Source organism: Streptomyces sp. LS1784 (assembly GCF_020103755.1).
Classification (GTDB): domain Bacteria; phylum Actinomycetota; class Actinomycetes; order Streptomycetales; family Streptomycetaceae; genus Kitasatospora.
In genome coordinates, this window is sequence record NZ_JAHSQD010001265.1 from 1 (window position 1) to 600 (window position 600).

1 protein-coding gene is annotated in these 600 nt (G+C 71.2%); it reads right to left on the reverse strand.

All coding sequences use genetic code 11. The features are described 5' to 3' along the window. A partial coding sequence (locus KS423_RS46890; RefSeq protein ID WP_224285704.1) for a hypothetical protein occupies window positions 1-436 on the reverse strand: 436 nt, incomplete at its 3' end. Between the last annotated feature and the right edge of the window lie 164 nt (window positions 437-600).

The following is a 600-nucleotide window of genomic DNA, read 5'->3' on the forward strand; positions in this document are numbered from 1 at the left end:
GCCGTCCGGTGCCGTCCGGACCGCCGGCGGCCAGTGCGTCCCGGGCCGGCAGCGGCATCCGCCAGGCGCCGGCCAGGCCGAACAGCACGCCGCTGACCAGCAGCACGCCGAGCGTGACGTGCACGCCGAGCGCCCGGGCGTAGCCGGCGGTGATCTGGCCGACGACGGCGACGGTGAGCAGGGCCGTGGTCCACAGCGGCCAGAGCGGGCCCCGGCCGGGCCGCCGGACGGCGACGGCCACCGCCAGCTGGACCACCACCACGGTGGCCAGCATCATCGCGTTGCCCTCGTGGTCCTTCAGGGAGTCGTAGGTGCCGTTCAGGAAGCTGCCGGCCAGCATGACCTGGAGCAGCGACAGCAGGGCCAGCAGGGTGGTGGAGGTGCGCAGCAGAATCAGCGGCCAGCGGGGCGCGGGGGCGGCAGGAGGACTGCTCATGTCGGGCTACTCTCTGCGTCGACGGTCGAGCGGGGCGGGCGAGAGCGTAGCTGATCCGACATCAAGATCAGCCCTAATAAAGATTGTTGGACCACTCAATGACCCCGATGATCCCCGCCTGAGGCACCGTTCTCACGCGAAGGAGGCGTGCCCTTGAGCCATCC